This is a genomic window from Paenibacillus hemerocallicola (assembly GCF_006265175.1).
Lineage (GTDB): Bacteria > Bacillota > Bacilli > Paenibacillales > NBRC-103111 > Paenibacillus_AB > Paenibacillus_AB hemerocallicola.
Map to the genome: position 1 here is coordinate 51940 of NZ_VDCQ01000030.1, position 20907 is coordinate 72846.

General features: G+C 50.8%; 21 protein-coding genes and 1 pseudogene. 17 read left to right on the forward strand and 5 right to left on the reverse strand.

Features of this window, described 5'->3' with window-relative positions; genetic code table 11:
• Window positions 1-242 precede the first annotated feature (242 nt).
• Together FE784_RS20630 and FE784_RS20635 are read right to left on the reverse strand one after the other, a co-directional pair.
• Window positions 243-1088 carry a WYL domain-containing protein gene (locus FE784_RS20630; RefSeq protein ID WP_139604122.1) on the reverse strand — a complete coding sequence of 282 codons (846 nt, stop codon included), beginning with the start codon at window positions 1086-1088 and terminating at the stop codon, window positions 243-245.
• A complete protein-coding gene (locus FE784_RS20635; protein ID WP_139604123.1) occupies window positions 1075-2385 on the reverse strand; it encodes a helix-turn-helix transcriptional regulator in 1311 nt (436 codons plus the stop codon). Before FE784_RS20635 ends, FE784_RS20630 begins: the two co-directional genes overlap by 14 nt.
• Window positions 2386-2670: 285 nt before the next feature.
• Between FE784_RS20635 and FE784_RS20640 the strand changes: the two genes are divergently transcribed.
• The 11 genes and pseudogenes from FE784_RS20640 (at window position 2671) to FE784_RS20690 (ending at window position 13966) form a co-directional block, all read left to right on the forward strand.
• A complete protein-coding gene (locus FE784_RS20640; protein ID WP_139604124.1) occupies window positions 2671-3171 on the forward strand; it encodes a shikimate kinase in 501 nt (166 codons plus the stop codon).
• A 112-nt stretch (window positions 3172-3283) separates the two neighbouring features.
• A pseudogene (locus FE784_RS20645) lies at window positions 3284-3539 on the forward strand (SRPBCC domain-containing protein); the annotation flags it as partial.
• Between the two features lie 492 nt (window positions 3540-4031).
• Window positions 4032-4736: a GntR family transcriptional regulator gene (locus FE784_RS20650; protein ID WP_139604125.1), complete on the forward strand. Its 705-nt coding sequence runs from the start codon at window positions 4032-4034 to the stop codon at window positions 4734-4736.
• Window positions 4737-4774: 38 nt separating this feature from the next.
• Window positions 4775-5656: a carbohydrate ABC transporter permease gene (locus tag FE784_RS20655; protein ID WP_139604126.1), complete on the forward strand. Its 882-nt coding sequence runs from the start codon at window positions 4775-4777 to the stop codon at window positions 5654-5656.
• Entirely contained in the window at window positions 5653-6501 is an 849-nt protein-coding gene (locus tag FE784_RS20660) for a carbohydrate ABC transporter permease (protein WP_139604127.1), read from the forward strand. The genes FE784_RS20655 and FE784_RS20660 overlap by 4 nt, the downstream gene beginning before the upstream one ends.
• Window positions 6502-6648: 147 nt before the next feature.
• The gene (locus FE784_RS20665; protein ID WP_139604128.1) at window positions 6649-7983 is read left to right on the forward strand and encodes an ABC transporter substrate-binding protein; all 1335 of its coding nucleotides are present in this window, start codon (window positions 6649-6651) and stop codon (window positions 7981-7983) included.
• 63 nt (window positions 7984-8046) lie between these two features.
• The gene (locus FE784_RS20670; RefSeq protein ID WP_139604129.1) at window positions 8047-8916 is read left to right on the forward strand and encodes an NAD(P)-dependent oxidoreductase; all 870 of its coding nucleotides are present in this window, start codon (window positions 8047-8049) and stop codon (window positions 8914-8916) included.
• Window positions 8917-8927: 11 nt separating this feature from the next.
• The gene (locus FE784_RS20675) at window positions 8928-10262 is read left to right on the forward strand and encodes an AGE family epimerase/isomerase (protein ID WP_139604130.1); all 1335 of its coding nucleotides are present in this window, start codon (window positions 8928-8930) and stop codon (window positions 10260-10262) included.
• Entirely contained in the window at window positions 10259-11533 is a 1275-nt protein-coding gene (locus FE784_RS20680) for a nickel pincer cofactor-dependent isomerase, group 22 (RefSeq protein ID WP_139604131.1), read from the forward strand. The genes FE784_RS20675 and FE784_RS20680 overlap by 4 nt, the downstream gene beginning before the upstream one ends.
• Before the next feature lie 504 nt (window positions 11534-12037).
• Window positions 12038-13048 (forward strand): NAD(P)-dependent alcohol dehydrogenase, encoded by a 1011-nt coding sequence (locus FE784_RS20685; protein ID WP_246132111.1) that lies wholly within the window; start codon window positions 12038-12040, stop codon window positions 13046-13048.
• Window positions 13049-13336: 288 nt separating this feature from the next.
• On the forward strand, window positions 13337-13966 hold the full coding sequence (locus FE784_RS20690) for a pyridoxamine 5'-phosphate oxidase family protein (RefSeq protein ID WP_139604132.1): 630 nt from the start codon (window positions 13337-13339) through the stop codon (window positions 13964-13966).
• 22 nt (window positions 13967-13988) lie between these two features.
• Here the strand turns inward: FE784_RS20690 and FE784_RS20695 are convergent, their stop codons facing one another.
• Together FE784_RS20695 and FE784_RS20700 are read right to left on the reverse strand one after the other, a co-directional pair.
• Window positions 13989-14654, reverse strand: coding sequence for a response regulator transcription factor (locus FE784_RS20695; protein WP_281287137.1), 666 nt, complete (start codon window positions 14652-14654; stop codon window positions 13989-13991).
• Between the two features lie 18 nt (window positions 14655-14672).
• Window positions 14673-15869: a sensor histidine kinase gene (locus FE784_RS20700; RefSeq protein WP_176706394.1), complete on the reverse strand. Its 1197-nt coding sequence runs from the start codon at window positions 15867-15869 to the stop codon at window positions 14673-14675.
• A 129-nt stretch (window positions 15870-15998) separates the two neighbouring features.
• Between FE784_RS20700 and FE784_RS20705 the strand changes: the two genes are divergently transcribed.
• Window positions 15999-16448, forward strand: coding sequence for a hypothetical protein (locus FE784_RS20705; protein ID WP_139604135.1), 450 nt, complete (start codon window positions 15999-16001; stop codon window positions 16446-16448).
• 66 nt (window positions 16449-16514) lie between these two features.
• Here the strand turns inward: FE784_RS20705 and FE784_RS20710 are convergent, their stop codons facing one another.
• On the reverse strand, window positions 16515-17186 hold the full coding sequence (locus tag FE784_RS20710) for a Ger(x)C family spore germination C-terminal domain-containing protein (protein WP_139604136.1): 672 nt from the start codon (window positions 17184-17186) through the stop codon (window positions 16515-16517).
• Between the two features lie 447 nt (window positions 17187-17633).
• On the opposite strand from FE784_RS20710, the gene FE784_RS20715 reads away from it, so the two are divergent.
• The 5 genes from FE784_RS20715 (at window position 17634) to FE784_RS20735 (ending at window position 20849) form a co-directional block, all read left to right on the forward strand.
• The gene (locus FE784_RS20715; RefSeq protein ID WP_139604137.1) at window positions 17634-18116 is read left to right on the forward strand and encodes a DUF2975 domain-containing protein; all 483 of its coding nucleotides are present in this window, start codon (window positions 17634-17636) and stop codon (window positions 18114-18116) included.
• 10 nt (window positions 18117-18126) lie between these two features.
• Window positions 18127-18357, forward strand: a complete 231-nt coding sequence (locus FE784_RS20720) for a helix-turn-helix domain-containing protein (RefSeq protein ID WP_139604138.1) — start codon at window positions 18127-18129, stop codon at window positions 18355-18357.
• Window positions 18358-18436: 79 nt separating this feature from the next.
• Entirely contained in the window at window positions 18437-19231 is a 795-nt protein-coding gene (locus FE784_RS20725; protein ID WP_139604139.1) for a DUF817 domain-containing protein, read from the forward strand.
• A gap of 195 nt (window positions 19232-19426) precedes the next feature.
• Window positions 19427-20308 (forward strand): NAD(P)-dependent oxidoreductase, encoded by an 882-nt coding sequence (locus FE784_RS20730; protein WP_139604140.1) that lies wholly within the window; start codon window positions 19427-19429, stop codon window positions 20306-20308.
• 88 nt (window positions 20309-20396) lie between these two features.
• Window positions 20397-20849 (forward strand): GNAT family N-acetyltransferase, encoded by a 453-nt coding sequence (locus FE784_RS20735; RefSeq protein ID WP_139604141.1) that lies wholly within the window; start codon window positions 20397-20399, stop codon window positions 20847-20849.
• Window positions 20850-20907: the final 58 nt, after the last annotated feature.

Here is a 20907-nt window from a genome sequence, read left to right on the forward strand (position 1 = left end):
CGCGGAATAGCGGAAAGCCTTTCCGCTATCGAGCCGTCGACAGCGGGATTCGGAGAAATAGCGTACGTCTGTTCCGCTATTTTCGCACCGCACGCTGCTCCCTGCGCGCCGTGTTTCGCTGCATGACGGCGGTCGGTCGACCAGCTTCAAAACGAATTCAGCCTTATCGAACGGCTCATGTCAGCCGGAAGTTGCTTTATATTAATACGGTGCGCTCTTCCAATCGTTAATGGTTAACACCGCTAAACTGTCGCATTGTCCTGATCGTCTTGCTCCTTCAAGGACCCGTCTTCCCCGTACCGCGCAAGCGCCTTCGCGGACGACTCCAGCATGCGATTCCTGATATAATCGCCCTCCACGACCCTGACCCGTTTGCCGAGAAAGCGGATTTTGGACAGCAAGTATTCGCTGTCGTCCCCCTGGAAGTGCACCCGGACCCGATACGTGTCCTCATCGGGATCATACGCAACGTCCTTCTCGAAGCAGGAGAAGGCGTACAAAATTCGCGACAATTCCTTGTTGTACTGCCTTAAGACCTCAATGCATGCTTCCTGCTTGCGCGAATCGAGGGTTCGGTTAAGGCGGTTAAGAATCCGATCGGGATCGGCGTACGACGGCAGCGGCTCCTCGGCAGCGGACGAGATTTTCTGAAGCCGGGTGCTCATGAAAGCGCGATGCCGAAGATGGTACCATAGCAAGTACCATTCTCTCTTGACCATCGAATACTCCAATTTATAAGGAAAACCGGACTGGTCGACCACTTCCCGCCCGTTCTTGATCGTGTAGGCCAGCCGGATTCCGCTCCTGCTCGCGATGCAACGGCGCAACCGGCGCAGTAGCGGGTGGTACACTTGGCTTTCCTTGCTGCGGGCTTTCTCGGCCAGGTGGTCCGCGGCGTCCAAGCAATCGTCCTTCTCGAGCGCGGAACGAAGCTTGTCCAGCGTGTCCGCCTCGAACGCCTGCCGTGCGGCCGGATGCTCCAGCATCGTTTTCAGCCATGCCCGCTCGGAGGAGGTAATGAGCAGCGTGCCGGAGCCGTCGAGGCGGGACAAGATCCGATAGTTGAATATTTTCTCAAACGGATTCATAGTAGGCCTGAATCTCCCTCCATTCCGCGATCAGCTCCCGGCGCAGCGATACGGGCTCAAGCACTTCGCAGCTCGATCCGAAGCTGCGCAGCCACGGTTTGATTTCCGTCGTTCCGTTGACATCGATCTCGTAGACGAAGGAGTCGTCGTCTTCCTCCGCGATACGTCCCCATTGCCCCTGAAGCAGCACCCGTTCCATGATGAAGTTGGCCTGGCCGTCCCCCGGATTGTAGAAGCGAGCGCGCACCGTTATCGGTCTACCGGTGTCGATCAGCCAGCTGTTCCGGGTTTTCTCTTCGAGCTCTCTTCTCTTCGATTCGAAAAATTCCGCTTCGACCGATTCGTTCGCTTCGATCTGGGTCATCCCCTCGAGCCGGTATTTGCGTATGCCTTCTCTCCCGTGAGAAAGGAGATACCAGCGTCCATACTGGTGATCGTACACGATCCGGAGCGGAACCGTGCTCTCCAGCCGGCCTTCGGCCTCCCGCTCGAACAACGGATTGGTGTTTTTGGAGGCGTAGCTTTTCTCGGCTTTCGGCGAGAAGTAGAGGAAGCGTATTTTACGGCGGCTGCGGATCGCGCCGAGCAGAGTAAACAGGTGAGCCTCGTCCAGAATGCGGGAGTAGTAATGGTATTTGTACAAGAAGGGCTCCGGTGCCGTCTTGCCCCCGCTATTGCGGACGACCTGCTTCTTCAGCGCCTCCCGCAGCAAGTACCCTTGGACGGAAGGCACTTGCGTATTGGTCATGACGTCGACGAAATCATACAAGTCGCACAGCTCCTCGTCCGACAAATTGCGGATAAGGCCGTCGTGGACCCGGTACCGGTAAGGCCGGGGGCCGGGCTCCTTGACGATAACGCCGACCTCCTCCAAATATTTGAGGTCGCCTCTGACCGTTTTCTCGTCGGGAAGGGGGAGATCGGACGGCAGACTGCCGCAGCAAATATCGAGCAGCTCTATGGCGGTAAGAGCTTGTCCGTTTAAGGCCGCCAGCAGCAAAGAAATCCTGTCGCATTCGGATTCCTTGAGCGACTTGGCCCGGAACAGGAAGAGCAGCAGCGGGTCGGTGGAATCGTAATAGCTGAAGCGCAGCATTTCGGCCAAATCTTTGCCTTGCTCCTCCGGCAGCTGCCCGTACGTGGCGCTTACGATTTCTTTGAGCCGCTTGAGCGTCTTGTCGAACGTATGCACGGATATTCCCAGACGCTCCGCAAACTGCTGGCGGCTGTACGCGCCGCTGGTCAATACGAGCATGCGCAGAAGCTGGATTTCTTTGTCAAAGCTTTCTCGGGCCATCCGCATCCTCCTTATCGTACGGAGCTATCACTTATGCTTCCTATTGTAGCAGGGTAACGACGAAGTGAACATGGGAAGCCTGATGCGGTGAGGCGATTGCAACTCAAGTCGTGAGAGGTACTGCTGAACCACTTTGGATAGTTTTTCACTATCTCTAATATTTTCTATTGCCAACCGCATGACTAATTTGCCGGGCAGTATAACGATATCCCGTGGAGGATGTTTGTGGAAAATGCCGAATAGATTAACGGAAACCTATACCCATTCACAAAAGCGAGGAAAAATATGAACATCGTTCTTATAGGTATGTCCGGAGCCGGTAAAAGCACTTTAGGCGTGTTGCTCGCAAAAGCTTTAGAAATGGATTACGTGGATACGGACATTGTTATACAACAACATGAAGGCAGGTTGTTACAAGATATCCTGGATCAGGATGGTATCGAAAAATTTATGGAAGTCGAAGAAAGAACGGTATCTGAACTGCAACCAAAACATTGCGTTATCTCTACAGGGGGAAGTGTTATATATTCAGAAAAAGCCATGAATGTCCTTAAACAGGGCGGACAGATTATTTATTTGCATGTCCCCTATGAAGAAATTGAAAAGAGACTAATCAACCTGACAACCAGAGGCATTGTAATCAGGAAAGGAAATAGTCTTAAGGACGTTTACGAGGAGAGAGTGCCTCTATACATGAAGTATAGCGATCAAACCCTCGATTGCTCGAATAAGGATATAGAACATTGCGTTAGTGAGCTTATAGAAAACATACAAGCATCGCGATAATATCCCTCTATGTGAGCGCCTTGCAGGGTGAAAGGTTCGTTTTGTAATAGCATCATTTTTTACACGATCCGGATAGTTATGGGGAGTACCGGCGAATTTGCAGAATAGCAATTTAAAAGAAATAGAAGCCAAGGACGGCAGTTTTGGATTTGATTTCGGCGGAGTCTACGACGAGGTGAGTCTTCACGAGGGCATCGCCTATACGCTCCGGCGACGGTAGAAAAGTGAAGATCGTTTTTATTCGCCAAGGCAACGACACGAAGATCGTCGAATCGTTCGAAGCGGAAGAGACCAACGCCATCGAGATGCAGCAAGCCGGCTGGCAAGCGATTTTAGACAATTTCAAAACATATGCGGAAAATGCCTGAGAAGAATAAAAACTTTCGCAGCCTTAGAAACGCATGTCGATGTCGGCATGCGTTTTGTTATATCCAGCATGGCAGACATCAAGCGAATCACCGGCCGGACGAACTGCAGATTGGCATTATGCCTATCTTGCTTGGTGAGGGGCAGCGCCTTTCGAGCACCTTGAAGGCATGCGGATCATGCTCAAGAAGACAAGTCTCGTTGAAACGGGCCAGCGTACAGACATATGGCTTACTGTCCAAAAGTAATGCCGAGGACTTTATTTTCAAGGCTGCCGCTGTATGCATCCATTCCGCTCCCATTCGTTTATAAGCCGTTTTTGTGTTTATAGTATGAGGAGAGCTTTCTCTAATGCCGCATAAATTGCGGCTTTTTTTGTTTTATAGGGTTTAGTTCAAGCAGAGTCGCAGAAAATAACGCTTCCTTTCCGTTGCGCTTCTTTATCTTGTATGGTAGTATACTAGTATACAAGATAGATCGAAGGAGGAGTCATTATGATTCAACCCCAACAACGGCAAGGTTCCAGCCGGGACTATGTGTACGATATCGTTAGAAAAGATATTTTGAGCTTGAAGCTGCAGCCGGGCACGATGATTTCGGAGAAGGAAATAGGGGACAAATTGGATGTAAGTCGTACGCCGACAAGAGAAGCCTTTATCAAGCTGGCGGAAGAGGACCTGATCGTCATTTATCCGCAAAAGGGCTCCTTCATCTCGCTAATCGATATCGAGCAAGTGGAAGAAGCCAGATTCGTTCGGGAAACCATGGAAGTAGCCGTATTGAAAATCGCCTGCGAAACGTTCACTGAACGTGATGTTGCGGAGATGGAAGCTCTGGTCGCCGAGCAGCGTATTTATAGCGGCCATAATAACATTGAGAAAATGCACGACCTGGACGAGCTTTTCCATGAAACCATATTCAACAAATGCAACAAGCAGAGAACGTGGTCGGTTATCCAGCAGATGCTCGCTCACTACAAACGATTCCGCAACCTGCTTCTCGCCGTTTACTTCGATTGGGAAACCATTATCGCTCAGCATACCCGGATCGTGGATAGCATCCGTGCGCGTAATCCGCTGATGGCTGAGCAGGAGCTGCGGCAACACGTGAAATCCCGCTTTGAGAAAGCCGAGCTTCTGGAGAAGTACCCGAACTATTTCAAGAAATCGGACGCCTCTTCATCCGTCACCTTATTGTAAGCGGCTTCCGGGACATAATTGACAAGAAGGGTGATGTTATGGTTTCAAGTTGGGTCGATCGTAATATCCGGTATCTGTTCTCGCTGCCGGCGGTTCTGTTCGTAGCCTTAATGGTTGTTTTCCCGCTCGGCTATACGGCGTGGCTGAGCCTTCACGAATGGAGCATGTCGGGCACGTCGGCACCGCAATGGATCGGATTGCGAAACTATGCCGAGCTGCTGACGGATTCGCGGTTTTGGCAATCTGCTTGGCACACGATCTATTTCTCCTTCGGGGTCGTCATAGCCGAGACGATACTCGGGGTGCTGATCGCGGTGCTGCTCAACCGCAGTTTTCGTTTTAAAAACGTTGTGAAAACGCTCTTTTTGCTGCCTATGGTATCAACGCCGGTGGCGATCGCAATGGTTTGGATGCTGATCTTCGAGCCGACGGTCGGCTTCGCCAATTATTTGCTCGGGCAGTTCGGCATCGCGCCGCAAGCATGGCTGACCTCTTCCAAGACGGTCCTGCCTTCCCTGATGCTCGTCGATATATGGGAGTGGACTCCGATGATCACGCTTATCGTATTGGCTGGAATGGCAACGCTTCCACACGAGCCTTACGAGTCGGCGGTCGTCGACGGGGCAACGCGCTGGCAAATTTTTTGGCAAATTACGATTCCGATGCTCATTCCGACGATCGTTGTCGCCATGCTGTTGCGGATGATCGACGCTCTGAAAACGTTTGACCTCATCTATGCAACGACACAGGGGGGACCCGGCAATTCGTCGGAGACGCTAAACACTTATGGCTATGTACTCGGTTTCGGCTTTTTCAAAGTCGGACTCGGCTCGGCGCTCATCATGTTGTTTTTGCTTCTGGTGGCCTTGATTAGTCTAGTCTTTGTGTTAGTAAGAAAAAAGGCGGGTGACGCGTTATGATCCAAGCGGTTCAAACGAGCGGGAAACGTGCGTCGCCCTGGCGGCCGGGCTCCATTTTGTTCTATGCGGGACTTGCAGTGATTTTGCTGATCGTGTGCTTTCCGTTCATCTGGATGGTGTTGGCTTCCTTTAAAACTCAGGTACAAATTATGTCGGTGGACAAGCTATTCGTATTCGAGCCGATTACCGGCAATTACAAAACCGTCTTTAGTGATTATGAGTTTGTAAAGCCGATTGTAAACAGTCTAATCGTCGGGGTATTCTCGACCTTGCTGGCGGTCGTGTTGGGGCTGCCGGCCGCGTACTCCATTTCCCGCTATAGGCAAACCATGCTCGGACTTGTTATTTTGATGGTGCGCTTCATTCCCGGCATTACGTTCCTAATCCCTTGGTACGTTATTTTTTCCAAGATCGGTCTGGTCGATACCCATTTCGCGCTATCGCTTAGCCATCTATTGATCAATTTGCCCTTTATTATTTGGATTATGATCCCGTACTTCGACTCTTTGCCCAAAGAGCTGGAGGAAGCGGCGATCGTAGACGGTTCATCGGTTTTCGGGCTGTTCGTGCGCATTATATTGCCGCTCTCCGTTCCGGGCATCATTACTGCGTCGCTGCTGTCATTTATTTTCTCTTGGAACAATCTTGTTTTCTCGATGGCATTGGCGGGGGGCAATACGCAGACGCTGCCACTGGCGATATTCAACTTTATCTCCTATGCTTCGATCGACTGGGGCGCATTGATGGCCGCCGCCGTGCTCATTACGGTGCCGATTCTCGTGATCTCATTGCTTACCCAGCGCTTCATTATACAAGGCTTGACAGCCGGAGCGGTTAAAGGCTGACCTGTAGGCGTTGAATTCCAAGGGGAGGTGATAACCGGGATAGAGCGTACAGTTGCAGAACAACGTAAAGATTAGATACAAGCAGAAATTCGGTACAGGCAACGAGGGAAACGAGCAGCACAATACGAATCAGGGGGTATGGGTACTATGAAACTCAATTGGGGCAAAACGACTTCGGCCATGATGGCGTCTGTCATGCTGGCAGGCATGTTGGCAGCATGCGGTTCTTCGGGAAGCAACGGACAAACCAAGACGGGCAACGGCGCCGATAAAGACAAACCGTATGCCGGAACGGAAATCCGATTTGTCATGGCCGTTCATCCGTGGCTGGATACGATCAAGACGATGCTGCCGGAATTCGAGCAAAAAACCGGCATCAAAGTCAAAATCGATTCGTTCAGCCAAGAACAGACCAGCAACAAACTGGCAGTAGAGATGACGGCGAAAACCTCCTCGTTGGATGTCATGTTTATCCGGCCGCTCGACGAAACGAAGCTGTTCTCCAAAAACGGCTGGGTGGAGCCGCTCGATCCGTTCGTAACGAACGATGCCAACTACGACGTGAAGGACTTCATTCAATCTTCGCTCGACTCGTCAACCTATGACGGCAAGCTGATCGCGATCCCGATCACGACCGAGCGAGAAGTGCTTTACTACCGTAAAGATTTGCTGGAGAAAAACAACATCCCCGTTCCGAAGACGATGGACGAACTGATGAAGGCCGCGGAAAAGCTGAACGATCCGAAAAACGGCATGTACGGCTTCGCCGCACGCGGCAGAAAGGTCGTCGCGGTTACCCAGTTCTCCGGCTTCCTGTACAGCTTCGGAGGCAAATTTCACGATGGGGACAAAGCGACGTTGAACACGCCTGAAGCGATAACTGCCTTCAAATATTACGGTGACATGTTGAACAAATACGCTCCTCCTGGAGCGATCAATATGCATTGGACGGAAGCGGCTGCAGCTTTCGCTCAGGGGAAGGTAGCTTTGTTCACAGACGCCGACGCCATTTATTTGAACGTGGCGGATCCGTCCAAATCGACTGTCAGCGACAAAGTAGGTTACGCGATGTTCCCTGCGGGCCCTGCGGGATCGCGTCCGTATAACGTCAGCTCCGGAGCGCTCGCGGTTAGCAAATATTCCAAAAACAAAGAAGCGGCAGCCGAATTTGTCAAATGGGCGACCAGCAAGGAGACGGTGCTGAAAACCCAGTCCGCGGGCAATCCGGGTGCGAGACAATCGGTGTGGAACAATCCGGAATCGACGAAAAGCTACCCGGCCGATCTTGTCAAAGTGATCAATGAAAGTTCCAAGATCGGCGTAGGCGTGGATCGGCCTCAAGTTATCGGAGTGGCCGAGGCAAGAGACATCATCAGCGGTCCGATGAGCGCCGCTATCGAGGGCAAAGATATTGCCGCGGCGGTCGAGAAGGCGCAAAAAGATTTTCAAGCTTTGATCGATAAAGAGAAAGCGTCCCAGTGACGGCTAAATGGGGGCGGCGGGAAACGACCGCCCCTTTATGATTCGGAGGAGGAAGAAACGGATATGACAACGATCGGTTTCATCGGTTTGGGGAGAATGGGCGGCGGCATTTGCCATCAATTGCTTGAACGGGGCTATGCGATGACCGTATTCGATATTAACGAGAACAACAGCAGTCTGTTTGCGGACAAGGCCGCTGTCGCGACAACAGTCGGGGAAGTATTGGACAAAAGCGACATCGTCTTCTTGTCGCTGCCGGGCTCGCCGCAAGTTGAAGAAACCGTGGAGAAGTTTATCGCTCTAGGCGTGGCGGGCAAGACGATCGTAGACTTGAGTACCAGCTACCCGTTATCTTCAAGCAAGTTGCACGCGCAGGTGAAAGCGGCCGGCGGCCAGTTCGCCGACGCCTCGCTGACCGGTACGCCCATGCATGCCGAGCAGGGCAGCCTCATCGTCACTTTCGGCGGAGACGAGCAAACGTTTTCCCAATGCAAGCCGATCATCGAGGCTTTCGCTTCCCGCGGCGTCCATCATATCGGAGGACCCGGAGCGGGCAACATCGCCAAATTGGCCAACAACTATTTGTCGATCATGTACATCGCCCTTTATTCGGAAATATTTCCGCTGGCGGAGAAGCTCGGCTTCGATACCGTCAAGCTGTTCGAGATTATCGGCAACAGCGGAGTCAATTGCCCAATGTATCAGAGCAACGCGGCCAAAATCGTCAACAAGACTTACGACCCGTCGTTTGCCCTTGACTTGGCTTTGAAAGATTTATCTTATGTGAAGAAGCTATTCGACGAGCATCAATTTCCTTCCTTCGTTCTGGACGGCGGCCTGAACTTGCTGCGCATCGGACATCAACAAGGCTATGGAGCCAACGATTGCTCGGAAATGGCTCGTGTCGTCCGGGATATGATGGGGGCGGAATAAGGAGAACGGGTATGAAGGATACATGGGATGCGGGAACGCTTCGCGCGTTTTACGAGGATCATCTGAAGCGTGTGCTGTTGCCGTTCTGGCTTCGATCTACGGACGAGAAGTACGGCGGGTTCTTTAACTGCTACGACAATTTGGGGGAACAGCTTGTCTCCACGGACAAATACACGTGGTCGCAGGGCCGGTTCGTTTGGATGTACGCGAAGCTGGCTTCCATGAGCACGGATACTTTCGACAGCGGGGAACGGGACCGATTCCTGGAGCTGGCCCGGGGCGGCGCGAAGTTTCTTATGGATCATTGCGTGCTGGAGAGCGGGAACTGCGCGTTCGTTATGGATCGGGCCGGTGTGCCAAAGCTGAATCCGCCGAACGAGCGGTACGATTCCAGCATATTCGCCGACTGCTTCGTTGTGGCCGGACTGGCCAAGTACGCCGCCGTATCGGGCGATTCCGTCAGCTTAAGGTTCGCTTGGACGCTGTACCGCTCGGTCATCCGACGTATCGAGAGCGGATCGTACGAAATGGCGCCTTATCCGACGCCGGATGGGTACCGTTCACACAACATTCCGATGATCTTGCTAAATGTGACCCAGGAGCTGCTGGAGGCCGAAGAGGCGCTTGGAGCTGCAGGTCCGACAAACGGCGCCGACGGAAGTGGGAAGACGGAATGGCTGCGCGGCAAGATGACGGCGTTTTTGCTCGATATTATGGGCCATTTTGTCGATCGGGACGGAGTGCTGAACGAAATGATCGCTGCTGACGGCTCTCGCGTCGATTCGCTTCTGGGCCGTTACTGCAACCCCGGTCATTCCATCGAGGATATGTGGTTCGTCATCCATGCGGCCGAGAAGCTGGGTTTGGAACCCTATATCGGCAGAGCGGTCCGGACGGCAAAGAAGATGGTGGAGCTCGGCTGGGACGATCAATACGGTGGCTTGCTGCTGTTTGCGGACCGGGACGGGGGGCAGCCGCGGGGAGACTGCAGCGGCTTGGAACACGAGGCCATGGTCGGGCAGATCGGGCAAAACTGGGACAATAAGCTGTGGTGGGTTCACTCGGAGGCGCTGTATACGACAATGCTCGGCTACAGTTTGACGCGAGACGAACGGCTTCTCGCCGACTATCGCGCCATTCACGAATACACATTCCGCACGTTCCCTCATCCGGACGAGCGAATCGGAGAATGGATACAAATTCGCCGACGCAACGGCGAGCCGATCAGCAAGGTCGTTGCTCTTCCTGTGAAAGATCCGTACCATATTATCCGCAACGTAACATTGATCATCGAGCTGCTGGAACGGATGGAGAAAGGGATCAGAACGGAGGCGTTGCAGTCATGAGCATCATCCGCAAGCTGCTGGAGCCGATTCCGCTGCCGCCGATGGCTCTGATCCGGCAAAAGTTCGACGAAACCCGGGTTGACGACATTCCCGGTCATCTAAGGCGGGAGTTCGAGAAACCCGGCACGATCGATCGTCTGCAGCCGGGCCAGCAGGTTGCCGTCGCGGTCGGCAGCCGGGGCATTCAAAATCTGGCGTTAATCGTTAGAACGACGCTCGACCGGATTAAGGAAGCCGGTGCCGTTCCGTTCATCGTTCCCTGCATGGGCAGTCATGGCGGGGCAACGGCTGAAGGCCAGATCGAAATTTTGAAACAGCTGGGCATAACGGAATCGTCCATGTCGGTACCGATCAGAGCCTCGATGGACGTGGCCGTCATCGATACGCTCGACAACGGCTTGCCCGTTTATTCCGATCGGTATGCCATGGAAGCAGATGCGATCATTGTCATTAATCGGATCAAGCCGCATACCGCCTTCCGCGGACCGTACGAAAGCGGCGTCATGAAAATGATCGCGATCGGACTTGGAAAGCAAAAAGGGGCGGAGGCGATCCATCAGCTCGGCTTTAAGCATATGGCCGTCAATATGCCGGCTGCGGCCCGCATTCTGATGCGCAAGCTGCCGATCGTCTTCGGCGTCGCGATCGTCGAGAACGCATACGACCAAACCTGCAGAATCGAAGCACTCCCGATTGAACGCGTGGAAGAGCGGGAACTGCAATTGCTGGAGGAAGCCAAGGAACGTATTCCGAAGCTGCTGATCGGGCAGATCGACGTGCTGGTTATCGACTGGATCGGCAAGAACATAAGCGGCGACGGGATGGATCCAAACGTTACGGGGCGCTTCCCAACCCCATACGCCTACGGAGGGCCGGATGTTACCAAAATCGTTGCGCTTGACTTGACCCCCGAATCCAAAGGCAATGCAGCCGGAATCGGACTGTCCGATTTTACGACAAAACGTATGGTCGAAAAAATGAATGCGGAAGCGACGTATGCCAATGGACTGACCTCGACTGTGTGCTTACCCTGCAACATTTCGACTACTTTGGAAAACGACTATTATGCAATTAAGGCCGCGGTCAAGACATGCAATATATTGGACTACAACGCTTGTCGTCTCGTGCGTATCCGCGATACGCTGCACCTGGGCGAAATACAAATTTCGGCCGGGATGCTGGATGAAGCCCGCAGCCACCCGGATATCGAGGTATTGACGGGGCCGGGCGAGTGGCATTTTGACGAGGAGGGCAACGTACCCAAGGCATAGCCCGGCTTATGTCCGCCACAGAGCTCCATTTCATCATAATAAACGAATTGTCCGGTCTAACGACCGGGCATTTTTTATGAAACGGTAAGATCGGTTCGCCGAAGGGAACTGAATAGGCGTTACTTTTTAAGGCCATATTGCCCCTATTCCATTATTGGATAGCATTCTAATGTTGCAAGAAAGGAATCATTTAGAAAATATCGAATACTAAATTAAGTCATTATAACCGGAAGGGGAATATAATGAGTAAGAAGCTAATATATGACCCAACTCAACATCCAGAATGGGTACCCCCGCATAGTCAAGAGTGATGATCGATTAGCATTCCGCTCCCTCGATATGAATTAGTTTCTAACGGGAACAAGAGTACAATAGGTAATTCATCAGGCTGCCGGCGATCGGTAGCCTATTGAAGTAACAGGCAGATTAGGCGAATAGTAGCCGGTAATTGTGTAGATGAATATTTCCGTCAGTAGGGCTAAGAAGTTAGGGGAGGATTAAGAAATGAAGATTGTCCAAACCGGCGAACGAGGAGCACGAACGATGATGGCGATGGTCTATGAAACCTACGGATCGCCAGAAGTCCTCCGAATTAAAGAGGTAGATGTCCCTGTATTGAAGGACCATGAAGTGTTGATCGAGGTCCATGCGGCTTCGGTGAATTCCTGGGATTGGGATCTCCTTCGCGGGAAACCGTACATAACCCGCCTTGGAGGGCTCCGCAAGCCCCGTTACCGAATTCTTGGCGCGGACATCGCGGGGCGGGTAATCGCCGTGGGCGACGCAGCCAAGAGATTCCGACCGGGGGAAGAGGTATTCGGGGACCTTTCCGGGTGCGGCTGGGGCGGATTTGCGGAGTATGTAAGCGCCAGCGAGGAAGCCTTGACACCAAAGCCGGCCGGGATGAGCTTTGAGCAGGCGGCTGCGATTCCTCAAGCGGCCGTTCTAGCCTTGCAGGGTATGCGCGACAAAGGAAAGCTGCGAAAGGGTCATCGGGTTCTGATCAATGGGGCTGGTGGCGGAGTCGGCACGTTTGCGGTCCAATATGCCAAATGGCTCGGAGCGGAAGTGACCGGCGTTGACAGCGCCGGAAAGCTGGATATGCTGCTTTCCATCGGGGCAGATCATGTCTTGGATTATACGAAGGATGACTTCGCCGCAAGTGGAATACGGTACGACCTGATCCTCGATGTCGTTGGAAGTCGTTCAGTTTTCGCTGTGAAGCACGCGCTTTCGTCAGGCGGTACGTATGTCATGGTCGGCGGTTCACTGCTTCGCATTCTCCAGGCTTTGTTGGCGGCACCGCTGTATGCTTGGCTTGAAAGGAAAAAGTTAACGGTCCTGGTCCATAAGCCGAACCACGACGATCAAATGGTTTGGAAGACGCTTGTCGAAGCAGGCCAAGTCGTGCCTGTCATTGATCGGCAGTATCCGTTAAGCGACGCGGCTCAGGCGCTTCGGTATTTTGGAGAAGGCCGCGCGAAAGGGAAAATCGTCGTGTGCATGAAAAGCTAGCTAAACTAACGGATTCGAGAACTGAATAAAGACAGCGCGACGGCAGCCGGCCACAATGATCGGCTGCCTAATGCTTTTTATCTTGTCTAAAGTTAAAGGGGAATCTATATAGTACTGGTCAGTGAAAAGTTCTTCATAGAAAATAACCCAATCCAGCGATTATATGATATCCTCAAGTTCTCGCACGAAAGGATATAATCGCTGAAGGGTTACAAGAAAATAGACCCGATTTCAGAGCGATACGGGTCGTATAATGTAACTACAAAACGTCAAGAGGAGAGACTCGGTATGAATATATTTAAAAATATGATTTCAAGCGAAGATGAATTACGTGCCCTGTTGGGTTATCCAAGCGAGCTTGTACAAAATAAAGTAATTGATCATTTGGATAAACATGGTCTTGAATTTATTTCAAAATCTCCATTTTTGCTAATGGCTACGTCGGATAAAAACGGAAGGTGTGATGTTTCTCCTCGGGGTGATGCTCCTGGTTTTGTTAGGGTTCTGAATGAAACCCACATAGTTATTCCGGAAAGACCGGGGAATCGTAGGATGGATTCGATGAGAAATATTTTATCAAACCCTAAAGTAGGGCTTATTTTTATAATTCCAGGTCTGGAAGAGACACTACGGATTAATGGACATGCTTGCATTATCCGCGATGAAGAATTGTTGAAGCAGATGGAAGCGAACGGGAAGATGCCGGTTGTCAGTATTGGTGTTTCAATTGAAGAGTGCTTTGTTCATTGTGCTAAAGCTTTCAAACGCTCACATTTGTGGAATCCAGATACATGGATGCACAAGGACCGATTGCCTAACATAGCAAAAATGATAGCAGACCACGCAAAACTCCCTGGAATGGATGCTGAAAAGATTGCTGAAGCACTTCAAGACAGCTACACGAATCGCTTATATTGAGCAGAGTTTAATTGTTCTTTATTTATTTCACAAGCTTCATTCGAATTGCAGTGACCACTGCCTGTGTGCGGTCCTGCGCCCCAAGTTTTTGCATGATATGGTGTATGTGCGTTTTTGTTGTACCTTCAGAAATGCATAAAATCGCTGATATTTCATGGTTTCTCTTACCGTAAGCAAGCAGCTGCAATACTTCCGTTTCACGCTCCGTCAAGGCGCCGAGCAGCCGATCTTTGCCAGTTGAATCCGGCTCCTCCATGCCTGAAGTCAATATTTGGTCTAGAGCGCGTTTGGCCGTGCTGCTATTGAACAGGGTTGCCCCCCGGTGCATTGCACGTATGCCGCTGAGCAACTCATCGGTTTCCGTATCCTTCAACAAATAGCCGGAAGCCCCGGCACGAATCCCGTCAAACACATACTGTTCAACATCGAATGTCGTTAAGAGGACGACTTTTGTATCGGGCATAGCTTCAACGATAGACTTTGTAGCCATGATGCCCGTTCCGCCCGGCATGCGGATATCCATCAAGACGATATCCGGAACGTTTCGTATAGCAACGTCAACCGCTTCTTCTCCGGTCGAAGCTTCTCCGACCACCTGCATATCTTTTTGAATGTCCAATATGTAACGCAATCCTTTACGGATGAAAGGCTGGTCGTCCGCAAGCACGATTCGGATCATTTTTCCGATTTGCATGAAATGTCTCCTTTAAAACGTACTCGATGAAATAGCAAGCGGAATAGTTGCTTGTATCTTTAAACCATTCGGTGAATTTGCGGAGAAAACGATGCTCCCTCCGGCTGATTTGCATCTTTCGATCATACCGCTTAGGCCGAATCCGAAATTCAAAGGTTTCTCGCCGCTGAAATGACCGTCATCCGTGATGAGAAGCTTTACATGTTCATTCTCTTCCTCCACCGCAACGTCAACCTGGCTCGCACCGGCGTGCTTGAGGATGTTGGTTAACGCTTCTTGCAAGATCCTGTAGAGAATCACGCTGCATTCAACCGGCCACTCGCCGATAGGTCCGATTTCTTTGTATTGTATCCGCACCTGAGAATTGGCTTCGATTTGAGAGATCAGGCCTTTCAGCGCGATCGGTCCCAAGCCCTTCTCATCGTCCGACCATTCCTTTACTGCAATCCTTACCTCATCCATCCCTTTCCTAGCTACCTTCAGAATTTCGTCTACGCTGTTTGCCGCCTCAACCGGGTCTTTCGGAATCATCAGCTTCAACGCTTGAAGTTGAACAATAAGCGAGGTCATCTGATGTCCAAGCCCGTCATGAATGTCGCGTGCCAATCTCGTACGCTCCGTCAGCGCAGCATAACCCATCGCCTGAACGGATGTTTGCTGCAATTCGGAATACGCCGTATTCAATTGTTCCAGCTGCTTTCGGTTCGTTCGATGCGCTTCGTGAAGCCGGCTTTGATTTCGGACCGCGATATACATCAGGACAGCCGCTATGAGAGCGCCATATGAAACCCCGTCGACCAACATCATACCAAAAATGAGGCAAACCGTGACGAATGCGAGAGTAGCGGTCGAACGGTTCCATTTCGGATCAGCCACACCCAACATATACAGGAGCGGCCAGAAAATGCGGTGATCAGGGTGATCGGAATGAAGGATGCGAATGATGACGGATATAGCGGTAAGAAAGCATACCGCGATGACATACCTTCTAGCGTTCCACCATCCTTTAGGCGCTGCCGCCATTCCTATATAACAAGCCGCGAAGGCAGCGTAAACGATAAGGACGTGGACATGTAGAAACGGATATTCAGGCCATATCAATACGAAAAAGGCAACGATAAAGGTAATATGTGCGGCGCGCGTGTCAATGTGACGAAATATGTTTTTGTTCATTGTTCTTTCCTTCAGTCGGTTGGTTTCCTTCATCATATCAGATGAATCCGTTTTGCTCATCAATCGATCGATATAGACGCTGAATAAAAATCAACTGCAGATAGACGTAAAAGGAATCGCATTTTGATATCTTTTGTGTGCAAAGAAAAATGAGGAGTGATTGCAATGGATCTGGCCGGAAAAGAAAAAATCAATAAGAAAAAAAGGACGAAGTTTTTTTTGGTGGAATTGGTTAAGAAACGGTGGCCTTCTTTCGTGGCGTTGGCCATAGCCGCAACAGGACTTCCCGCTTCAACGGATCCCATGTCGTTGATCCTGTTTCTCGCAGCGCTTTTCTACCCGATATCGGGCGCAATTCGCGGTCATCTCCGCGGGGGGCGTACCATCTTGATACAGGCGATCGCATTGGTCTTCTTCGGCGTTATCGCGTTAGTGTCTGTGTACGTCGACAGAGACACGGGACTGATTCTGCTTGCGGCAGGTTATATCGGCCATACGATCTGGGACATTGCCCATTTTCGGACCGGAAGGATCGTCCGGCGGGGATATGCGGAATTTTGCGCGGTTTTGGATTTGCTTATTGCAGCCGTTCTGCTCGCTCCGATATTCATGTAACACGTGGAGAGGCTGCCTTTCTGGGCTCCGATCCTGCTTGCCGTATATCCGGATAGTCATGCTTTTTTAATCGGACAGCGATTTTAGATGTCCTTGGTTTTGAATGACAGTTCGAATGTGAAGATCCATTTCTAATGAAGGATAGTAGTCGGACCTCCAATGTTCTAATTGATCTCGAGACAGTTTGTTCCGAAAATATTGTCCCAGTCCTAAAATATCGGCTTCCCTTGTTTGAATTTTGGCAAACATGTGATAAAACCGTTTAGTAAGAAGCTCTTCCAGTTCTTTTTGGATGGAGTGGATTGATGGATGTTCCCTCGTCTCCAAAATGGAAGCTTTCAAGTTTATCCGACTCTCCATGTATGGCTTTTTATCAACAACCTTACTGTCATGGGTCATTGTATTACTAACAATCAAAACGGTTGCGTGATCCATGACTTCAATTTTTCCCTGGGTGCTATGCCCGTTAAATGCATTAATCAAAAGAGTCTCATCCGAACTGATTTGATCAACCATCTTGCCATTTTTAATAACCGCTGTACCGACATGTTCAACTTTCGTACTTTTCCGGGATTTAACAATCGGTATGGCAACGTCGCGCGTATAGGAGTGGATACTGCGGTAAACCTGCCAAATCCGTGTCAGCGCGAAAACTTCCTCTGTAATCGAACCCCAAAGTAGTATATGGATATTGGAACCGCAATTAAAATATAGAGCCTTAATATCGTATTCCACCACATTAATTGTTCCACATCCTTCCAGCCCGGAATTGTTATGCAAATGATAAATACGATCACTGAAGGGGAAATCACAAGGAAAACGGGTTTAACGGACGGCAAAAATTGGTGCAACGGCAGCAATCAGAACTTTATTTCTGTTGTAGGAGACGTAAGGCTGCACGAAACCGAGAAACAAAAAACCTCCCGCAAATGCAAAAAAGCTTTCTAAATAGAGGGGGTCCTAATAAAGGAAAAGTGTTCGTCGAAAAGGGGGAATACATAACGCCAATCCATGTTCTGAAAAGAAGTGATAAAAACAAATATGACAATCGGAAGAAATAGTAAGGTTAGTTAAAAGGGGATTTGTATAGTAATAAAAATATAATTATAATCAGTAATTATTTATTGTAAAACGATAAAATGCGTGTTAAAATCAAACTGACAAAAACGAAGTGAGGTGCATTTTATGGAACGAGGAACAACACTCTTTTTAAAGGTTACTTTATTTCTTATTGGAATTCCGATTCTGGCTTTGTGTATATTTTTTGTGCCTCAGTTAGCGAATTTTGCAGCGGAATTGTATCCGGATATTGCTTATATGAAATATCTCGTTTTCATTGATTTGTATGCAACGGCGATCCCTTTTTACTTTGCTCTGTATCAAGCTTTTAAACTTTTAATCTACATTGACAAGAACACAGCTTTCTCGGAATTATCTGTAAAAGCTTTAAAGAATATAAAATACTGTGCAATCGCAATCAGTATTTTGTATGTATTAGGCATGCCGCTCTTTTATCTCATTGCAGAGTTAGACGATGCCCCGGGTATCATATTAATCGGAATGGTCATCATTTTTGCTTCCATGGTGGTTGCAGTCTTTGCTGCTGTTCTTCAAAAGCTATTAAAAAATGCCATAGATATAAAATCAGAAAATGACTTAACGGTCTGAGGTGAATAACATGGCAATGATAATCAATATTGATGTGATGCTGGCTAAAAGGAAAATGAGCGTAACAGAGCTTTCGGAGAGGGTTGGCATCACTATGGCTAACCTTTCTATATTGAAAAACGGAAAGGCAAAAGCCATAAGGCTTTCAACTTTAGAGGCCATTTGCAAAGCATTAGAATGCCAACCCGGGGATATTTTAGAGTACAAAAGTGACGGAGACATTCAAGGATCAAATTTATAAAGGGGATGAAGGAGGCTTTGCTGAAGCTCGTAAGGACTGGCTCCTCCGTATGGATATATTTGTGTGGTGAGGAGAAATCATGAGGGTATTGCTGCAGTTCATTCGTTTTGGTTGGGGGCAGGCATTGTCTTGTCTGTTTCCCGTCGTTATTTTCGCTTCGTTGGCTATAACGAAGCTTATCCCAATCCCTTGGCTGCCGAGATATGACTGGCTGCTGCTCATTTGCCTCGCAATGCAATGGTGGATGGTGCATTCCGGTCTTGAAACGCGCGATGAACTTAAAGTTATTACCTTGTTTCACTTGATAGGCCTGGCACTTGAGCTGTTCAAGGTGCATATGGGTTCTTGGTCGTACCCCGAGGAGGGGTACTCGAAGGTGTTTGGCGTTCCGTTATACAGCGGATTTATGTACGCGAGTGTGGCGAGTTATCTATGCCAAGCGTGGCGGAGGTTGAAGGTCGAATTGGTGAGATGGCCACCGTTCTCGATGGTGGTACCGCTTGCCGCGATGATTTATTTAAACTTTTTCACCCACCATTATTGGGTCGATGTTCGTTGGTGGCTGTCGGCGCTTGTCCTTCTCGTATTTTGGCGGACATGGGTCACGTATGAGGTCGGTGGAACGCGATACCGGATGCCGCTTGCGCTTTCTTTCGTGCTGATCGGATTTTTTATCTGGATAGCGGAAAACGTCGCTACCTTCTTCGGAGCCTGGGAATATCCGGATCAGTCGGTATCGTGGCAAATCGTCCATTTTGGCAAGGTGAGCTCATGGCTACTGCTTGTGATTGTCAGCTTTTTGATTGTAGCCACTTTAAAGCTGGTGAAGGATCGACAAACCCCTGCTTCAAAAGATATAAGCATCCAAGGATAATTACTTCTTCGCCGTTATTTCCACAACATTTCAAGTCCGATGTTTTTATCGTATTCGTAACAAGGGTATCGTTTGTTCCGCCTCAAGCGAGCGGGTAGCTTACGCTGCCTGTAGCGGGACGGCCCGAGAAAGTCTATGATAGAGGAGGATGCATGAAAAGTTGGAGATGCCCCGAGCAGAAGGAGGAAGGTTACAATGAACATGAAGCCGGGTGAAACGGCGATAGGATTTATCGGCATCGGCGTAATGGGAAAAAGCATGGCGGAGCATATCCGGCAAGCCGGCTATGAGCTGCACGTCTACACCCGCACGGCCGCCAAGGCGGACGAGCTGGTGCATAGAGGCGCCGTCTGGCACGAGACCCCGGCCGATCTGGCCTCCGCTTGCGATGCGATCATTACGATGGTCGGTTATCCGAAGGATGTGGAAGAGCTGTACCTCGGCGAACGGGGGTTGATCGCTCGCGCCAAAGCGGGCGCGTATTTGATCGATATGACGACGTCCAGTCCGATTTTGGCCAAGCGAATCCATGAAGCGGCTGCGCGGAAGGGGCTGTACGCCCTCGATGCGCCGGTTTCCGGCGGGGATATCGGCGCGCGCGAGCGCAGATTGTCCATTATGGTCGGGGGAGATCAGGAGGCGTTCGACGCCGTGCTGCCTCTGCTCCAGCGGATGGGTGCCAACATCGTGCGTCAAGGCGGGGCCGGAGCGGGACAGCATACGAAGATGTGCAACCAGATCGCCATCGCTTCGAATATGCTCGGCGTTTGCGAAGCGATCGCCTATGCCGAAGCGGCGGGGCTGGACCCGAACACCGTGCTCGGCAGCATCGAATCCGGCGCCGCGGGCAGCTGGTCGCTCAGCAATCTGGGACCGCGCATCATCGCAGGCAACTTTGAGCCGGGCTTCTACGTCAAGCATTTTATCAAAGACATGGGGATCGCCCTGGAGGCGGCGAAGGAGATGGGACTGGACACGCCGGGGCTGAAGCTGGCCGAATCCCTGTATCGGCAGCTCGAGGAGAAGGGCTATGCGGAGAAAGGAACCCAGGCCTTGTACAAGCTGTGGGCCGAATAAGGCGCTCCTGTCTCCGGGCTGCAAGGCAATCGCTTCCGGAATGGAACGAGCGCCAGATGCCATAGTTCAACTTATGCGGAGGAACTCCATGAACATTAGAAGGCTGGGCTCGGCCGAAGCGCCCCCCATGGATTTGCTGCTGTTGGCGGATCCATCCCGGACGTTGGTCGAAGCCTACATCGCCAGAGGACAATGCTTCGTCGCCGACCGGGACGGCGGCACGATAGGCGTATACGTACTCTTGCCGACAAGACCCGGGACGGTGGAACTGGTCAATGTGGCCGTTGCCGAGGACGAGCAGGGCAAAGGGATAGGCAAATTGTTGGTCCTTCACGCCGTCGAGCAAGCCCGAGAGCAGCGTTACCATACGATCGAAGTCGGGACCGGCAGCACGGGCGTCGTCCAACTGGCGCTTTATCAGAAATGCGGCTTTCGCATGACCGGCATCGACCGGGATTTTTTTGTCCGGCACTATGAAGAGGAGATTTACGAGAACGGTATCCGGCTACGGGACATGGTCCGGCTTTCTCGGGATTTATAGGGAATGTCCGCCGGGGGGGATCGGATGGGACATCGGCGAGTCGGGCCGAAGGAGGGGA

What these genes read in the sequence shown, in the direction of transcription:
- FE784_RS20630 (WP_139604122.1), bottom strand. Translation starts at nt 1,088, where the DNA reads ATGAATCCGTTTGAGAAAATATTCAACTATCGGATCTTGTCCCGCCTC.
- FE784_RS20635 (WP_139604123.1), bottom strand. Translation starts at nt 2,385, where the DNA reads ATGGCCCGAGAAAGCTTTGACAAAGAAATCCAGCTTCTGCGCATGCTC.
- FE784_RS20640 (WP_139604124.1), top strand. Translation starts at nt 2,671, where the DNA reads ATGAACATCGTTCTTATAGGTATGTCCGGAGCCGGTAAAAGCACTTTA.
- FE784_RS20650 (WP_139604125.1), top strand. Translation starts at nt 4,032, where the DNA reads ATGATTCAACCCCAACAACGGCAAGGTTCCAGCCGGGACTATGTGTAC.
- FE784_RS20655 (WP_139604126.1), top strand. Translation starts at nt 4,775, where the DNA reads ATGGTTTCAAGTTGGGTCGATCGTAATATCCGGTATCTGTTCTCGCTG.
- FE784_RS20660 (WP_139604127.1), top strand. Translation starts at nt 5,653, where the DNA reads ATGATCCAAGCGGTTCAAACGAGCGGGAAACGTGCGTCGCCCTGGCGG.
- FE784_RS20665 (WP_139604128.1), top strand. Translation starts at nt 6,649, where the DNA reads ATGAAACTCAATTGGGGCAAAACGACTTCGGCCATGATGGCGTCTGTC.
- FE784_RS20670 (WP_139604129.1), top strand. Translation starts at nt 8,047, where the DNA reads ATGACAACGATCGGTTTCATCGGTTTGGGGAGAATGGGCGGCGGCATT.
- FE784_RS20675 (WP_139604130.1), top strand. Translation starts at nt 8,928, where the DNA reads ATGAAGGATACATGGGATGCGGGAACGCTTCGCGCGTTTTACGAGGAT.
- FE784_RS20680 (WP_139604131.1), top strand. Translation starts at nt 10,259, where the DNA reads ATGAGCATCATCCGCAAGCTGCTGGAGCCGATTCCGCTGCCGCCGATG.
- FE784_RS20685 (WP_246132111.1), top strand. Translation starts at nt 12,038, where the DNA reads ATGAAGATTGTCCAAACCGGCGAACGAGGAGCACGAACGATGATGGCG.
- FE784_RS20690 (WP_139604132.1), top strand. Translation starts at nt 13,337, where the DNA reads ATGAATATATTTAAAAATATGATTTCAAGCGAAGATGAATTACGTGCC.
- FE784_RS20700 (WP_176706394.1), bottom strand. Translation starts at nt 15,869, where the DNA reads ATGATGAAGGAAACCAACCGACTGAAGGAAAGAACAATGAACAAAAAC.
- FE784_RS20705 (WP_139604135.1), top strand. Translation starts at nt 15,999, where the DNA reads ATGGATCTGGCCGGAAAAGAAAAAATCAATAAGAAAAAAAGGACGAAG.
- FE784_RS20715 (WP_139604137.1), top strand. Translation starts at nt 17,634, where the DNA reads ATGGAACGAGGAACAACACTCTTTTTAAAGGTTACTTTATTTCTTATT.
- FE784_RS20720 (WP_139604138.1), top strand. Translation starts at nt 18,127, where the DNA reads ATGGCAATGATAATCAATATTGATGTGATGCTGGCTAAAAGGAAAATG.
- FE784_RS20725 (WP_139604139.1), top strand. Translation starts at nt 18,437, where the DNA reads ATGAGGGTATTGCTGCAGTTCATTCGTTTTGGTTGGGGGCAGGCATTG.
- FE784_RS20730 (WP_139604140.1), top strand. Translation starts at nt 19,427, where the DNA reads ATGAACATGAAGCCGGGTGAAACGGCGATAGGATTTATCGGCATCGGC.
- FE784_RS20735 (WP_139604141.1), top strand. Translation starts at nt 20,397, where the DNA reads ATGAACATTAGAAGGCTGGGCTCGGCCGAAGCGCCCCCCATGGATTTG.